Source organism: Salipiger sp. 1_MG-2023 (assembly GCF_030547555.1).
Taxonomy (GTDB): Bacteria; Pseudomonadota; Alphaproteobacteria; order Rhodobacterales; family Rhodobacteraceae; genus Salipiger.
Window position 1 is genome coordinate 1 of sequence record NZ_JAUOQN010000116.1, and the last position, 4782, is coordinate 4782.

Genomic DNA, 4782 nt, shown 5'->3' on the forward strand with positions numbered 1-4782 from the left:
CGTGACCGAGGCTGTAGGATAAGTGTGTCCGGGGGAAGGGGCAGCTTGGCCATCAGCGGCTTTGTGCAACAGAGCCGGGACGAGCCCGTATCGTTGGTTGCGGCAGCACGGCCCGACGCCATGTGAACCGCGCTGCAGAGCTCGGCCATCCGATCCTTCCCAACCCATTCTGTCCGCCGACGCTCCCAAGGCGTCGAGCACGCAAAGACACCTGAACTCTTCTGTGCGCAATTTCGAAGGAATGCTCAACAAAGGGATTGAAGAATAATGCCCGCCTAAAGAACCCGCGGTAGGCGAGGGTAAGAGGACCGCTTCGCAAAGCCGACGTGCGGAACGGATACCCATGATGTAGCCAGTCAGCAGCATCCGGATCATCAGTTCGGGACCAACCGACAGTCGCCCGGTGGAGCTGTAGGACGGTGCCAGATCCCGGCGAGATCTACAAACCGGTCCACCGCGCGCAGCATGTGATCGGCCGGGACATGCGTCTCAATGGAGAACTCGTAGAACAAAGCGCTCTGCGCTTGCTGTCGCGATGCCATCATCGCCGCCACCTCCACCTGCCACATGGAAATTGAATAAGCGCCCAGGGCTTTACGCAATCAGTGTTCTTCAACGGACTAGGCCTATAGCCGACCTTGGCCACCACTCCAAAATGCAGCAATGTGGTCCGCCATTGCGGCCATTCGTGCAATACGCAGCATCTCTGTCCCTCGAAAGACAGCAGAGCCGGGCGAAGCCGACGGTCGCGTCCTTGTCGTCTGGCTGTTGTCTGAGTGGCATCATCGGCGCGACCGTTCAGCCGGGAAGCCCGTCGATCCTTTCGATGGAGGCCAAGTCGTTGTCCCAGTTTGCGCGACTGGAGCAGCAGATATGCGCGTTGGGTCGCATATCGAACTGGCTGTCGAGGGACCCTGCCGGCACCACAATCAAACCAATCTCCGGCTGGGAAATAGGCAGTGCGGATCCGCAGTCAGAGCAAAAGCTTTTCATGTGGCGTGAACCAGGGAGGTGAAACGTCTTGATCTTGGCCTCGCCAGAAACCCAGATGAGTTTGGCTGTGGATGAAAACAGGTTTGCCGAATGGGCCGAACCGCTGTCCTTGCGGCAGCGGGAGCAGTGGCACAGGAAAAAGCTCTCGAACTCTCCTAATATGTGGAATTTCACTGCGCCGCAGAGGCATTGTCCCGTAGTCGAATTGTTGTCCATTCACATTCCTCGCGACCGGCGCCGCCCTGCCGCCAGCTGAGCGCATTTCTTTGGTCCCTTGTATCCGCGTGTTGGACCCCGGTCAAAAGGGGCTCAAGGAGAGACAGTCTCGGCGTCGCAGAACATCAGCGGATTGAAAGCCAGGTCTGCTGCCGTTCACGGACCAGACCGGACTTTTGATACATCGACACGCGCTGCAATGCGGCTTCACCTGCCGGACAGAGTTGCAAAGTGCAGCATGCTGTTTGGTATAGGGCGAGCAATGCGGTTCACTGCACTCAGGTCGTATGGTTTGCCGCCTCCGAAGGTATTTCGGTGGCAGCTCGTCACATAGCGCGGGGAAGGTCTGTCCTCGGCTTCAGCTATTGCCGACCGTGATGTGTTTCTTGCCGGGGTGTGGCACGTCCTCGACCGAAGGCGTCGGCAGATCGAAATAGTCGAAAGTGCCTGCATAGCCGTTCCCGCCCATACGCCCGAGCGCATCGAGTTTTTCGTGATCGGAATAGAAGGTGTCGGGATCGATGATGTCTTCGCGGATATGGGCGCGCAGGATTCGGCCAAGGATGATTTCGCGTGCGGAACTGACCGAGATGCCAAGGTAGCGTTCGCATTCGAAGGCCACTGGTGCTTCGGCAATGCGGGGGCAGGCCACCCGGTCGCCTGCGACTGCGGTCAGACCGGCCATCTGCAACTCGTCCACTTGCGGCGCAAAATTGGCGGCAGTCACGGACATGGCTGCGACATTGGCGCGGTCGACGATATTGACCGTGAAGCATTCGGTCATCCGAATGTTGTAGGCCGTATCCTTGAAACTGCGGTCCGGCTTGTTTTCGACCCCAAGCGCGAGGATTGGCGGATCGGCGGACAGGCAGTTGAAAAACGAATAGGGCGCGGCATTGGCTATCCCGTCGGGCGAGATCGTGGTGACCCAAGCGATCGGGCGCGGCACGATGGTGCCGATCATCACCTTGTAGGCCTCACGCGCAGAGAGATCAGCGAAGTCGAAGGCGTGATAGCCGTTATGAATGGTCATTGAGCCAGTTCCTTGCCGTAATGTGAAAGAATGGATTGGATACTATCTGGATGGGCGGAAAGTTCGGCCCGACCGGCGACGGCGCCGAGATGGTGCTCCATGATCTGGATGGCGCTTTGCGCATCGCCGGCGCGGATCGCCTCGATGATCTGCGAATGTTCGTCGACTGCGCAATCGGAGGAATGGCTGCGCGCATAGAGCGACATGATCAGCGAGCAGCGCAGCACCACCTCCGAGACATATCGGGTGAGCACCGGATTGCCGGTGAGCTCGGCCAGCAGCACATGAAATTCGCCGGCGAGGCGGATCGACACCGGGCCATCCTTGCCGCGCACCGACTCTTCTTGGCGCACATGGGCCTCGAGCCGATCATAGCCGCTGCGCGGCATACGCTCACATAGTAAGCGAATCACGTCGTTTTCGAGACAGCGCCGCACTTCGAAGACGCTCTGTGCCTCGTCGCGCGAGGGTTCGGCGACAAAAGCACCGCGATTGCGACGGGTGATCACCAGCCCTTCATGCTCAAGCCGCACCAGCGCGTGGCGCACGATGGTACGCGAGACACCGAACTGCTCGCCCACAGTGTCCTCTGGCAGTCGCATGCCCGGCTTCAGCGCCTGTTCGATGATCGCCTTGCGCAGCAGGTCATGCACCGCGTCAGTCAGCGTCGCTTTGTCTTCACTCATGATCCGCTCTGCCTGTCAAATTCGCACAATCAGTATCGCATACAGTTGAGTCAGTCAATTGGATACAATTAACTTGCTTTGTTGTATTCGATGTGCCACCCAGCATACATCGTATCCAATTTCGCCTCCTTCGAGAGACAATCCATGGAAAAAGGGACAGACACATGAAACTTCGACATCTCATGCTCGCATCCGCAGCAGTCGCCGCTTTGGCAGGCACTGCGCAGGCCGAGAACGTGCTGAAATGGGGCGCCAACCGCGATATTGGCTCGCTTGACCCTTATTCCTTTGGCGACAGCTTCACCATCAACGTGCTCAACCACGTCTACGAAGGGCTTGTGCGCTACAACAAGGACCTCAAGATCGAGCCGGCGCTGGCGGAAAGCTGGGAAATCCTCGACGATCAGATCACCTGGCGCTTCAAGCTGCGCGAGGGCGTCACCTTCCACAATGGCAACCCCTTCACCGCCCAGGACGTGATTGCCTCGCTCACCCGCGTCAGCGACGAGACATCGCCGCTGAAGGGCAACCTGCCGGCCTACGTCAGCTCCAAGGTGGTGGATGATCTGACCGTCGACATCACCCTGAACGGCACCTATCCGCTGCTGCTGAACGATCTCACCAACATCCACATCTTCGACGAGGAATGGATGACCGAGCACGATGCGCTGATGCCGACTGACGTGGGCGCGGGCACCGAAGGCTATGCCACTTATAACGCCAACGGCACCGGGCCGTTCATCGTCGAAAGCCGCCAGCCGGACGCCAAGACCGTGTTCGTGGCGAACCCCGACTGGTGGGATGAGCCGCAGCACAACCTCGACAGGATCGAACTGACTCCGGTGGGCTCGGCGGCGACCCGCGTGGCCGCGCTGCTGTCCGGAGAGATCAGCTTTACCAATGACGCTCCGGTGCAGGATCTGCCGCGTCTGGCCGCCGCGCCGAATGTCGAGGTGCTGGAAGGCGTCGACCTGCGGACCGTGATGATCGGCTTTCCCTTCCGCGACACGCTGACCACCGGCGAGCCCAACCCGTTTGTCAAAAAATCGGTGCGCGAGGCGCTTTACAAGGCGATCGACCTCGACCTCATCCACCAGAAAGTGATGCGCGGCAAGTCCCGCAACGCCGGTGCCACCGTCGCCCCGCCGATCCCCGGCTATACCGAGGCGCTGGACGAGCTGCCGGGCTATGACCCCGAGGCGTCGAAGGCCCTGCTTGCCGAAGCGGGCGTCCCCGAGGGGCTGGAGTTCGAATTCAATTGCCTCAGCGACGGGTTGGTGAACGAGGAACAGTTCTGTCAGGCGATCGCCTCGATGTGGAGCCGGATCGGCCTGTCGCCCAAGCTGGACGTGGCGCCGCGCGCGGTGCAATCGCCCAAGCGGACCAACGGTAAGACCGACGTTTACACGCTGGGCTGGGCGACACTGCCGCTGCTCGACAGCTATTCGCCGCTGCTGCAGATCTTCCATTCGAAGGATGGCAATGCCGGGGTCTTCAACTGGGGCGGCTGGTCCTACCCCGAGCTTGACGCGCTGATCGACGCAGCGGGCAGCGAGCTTGACCTCGACGCGCGGCTGGCACTGCAAACTGAGGCGCTGCAGATGGTCAAGGACGAGATGATCATGATCCCGCTGCACCAGCAGCCGATGGCCTGGGCCGTCACCGAAGAGGTGGCCGAGATGCCGCTGTTCCCGGATGCCAAGCCGCGGCTGTGGTTTGCTAAGATGGGCTCTGGCTCCTGACCTGATTTCGGATCGCCCTTTCGGGGCGATCCGACCGGGGGGGGGGGGGGGGGGGGGGGGGGGGGGGGGGGGGGGGGGGGGGGGGGGGGGGGGGGGGGGGGGGGGGGGGGGG

The 4782-nt window shown here is 60.9% G+C and carries 4 protein-coding genes and 1 pseudogene; 1 reads left to right on the forward strand and 4 read right to left on the reverse strand.

Annotated features, from left to right (window positions below):
* Positions 1-274 precede the first annotated feature (274 nt).
* The 4 genes and pseudogenes from Q4543_RS23705 to Q4543_RS23720 all read right to left on the reverse strand — a co-directional run.
* Positions 275-545, reverse strand: a pseudogene (locus tag Q4543_RS23705) (transposase); the annotation flags it as partial.
* 253 nt (positions 546-798) lie between these two features.
* On the reverse strand, positions 799-1209 hold the full coding sequence (locus tag Q4543_RS23710) for a GFA family protein (RefSeq protein WP_303442508.1): 411 nt from the start codon (positions 1207-1209) through the stop codon (positions 799-801).
* Positions 1210-1567: 358 nt separating this feature from the next.
* Positions 1568-2242, reverse strand: a complete 675-nt coding sequence (locus Q4543_RS23715) for a flavin reductase family protein (protein ID WP_303442511.1) — start codon at positions 2240-2242, stop codon at positions 1568-1570.
* Positions 2239-2928: a GntR family transcriptional regulator gene (locus Q4543_RS23720; RefSeq protein ID WP_303442514.1), complete on the reverse strand. Its 690-nt coding sequence runs from the start codon at positions 2926-2928 to the stop codon at positions 2239-2241. Before Q4543_RS23720 ends, Q4543_RS23715 begins: the two co-directional genes overlap by 4 nt.
* A gap of 164 nt (positions 2929-3092) precedes the next feature.
* Between Q4543_RS23720 and Q4543_RS23725 the strand changes: the two genes are divergently transcribed.
* Positions 3093-4670, forward strand: a complete 1578-nt coding sequence (locus Q4543_RS23725) for an ABC transporter substrate-binding protein (protein ID WP_303442517.1) — start codon at positions 3093-3095, stop codon at positions 4668-4670.
* Positions 4671-4782: the final 112 nt, after the last annotated feature.

Coding starts and splice junctions, on each gene's coding strand:
- Q4543_RS23710 (WP_303442508.1), bottom strand. CDS start 1,209: ATGGACAACAATTCGACTACGGGACAATGCCTCTGCGGCGCAGTGAAA.
- Q4543_RS23720 (WP_303442514.1), bottom strand. CDS start 2,928: ATGAGTGAAGACAAAGCGACGCTGACTGACGCGGTGCATGACCTGCTG.
- Q4543_RS23725 (WP_303442517.1), top strand. CDS start 3,093: ATGAAACTTCGACATCTCATGCTCGCATCCGCAGCAGTCGCCGCTTTG.
- Q4543_RS23715 (WP_303442511.1), bottom strand. CDS start 2,242: ATGACCATTCATAACGGCTATCACGCCTTCGACTTCGCTGATCTCTCT.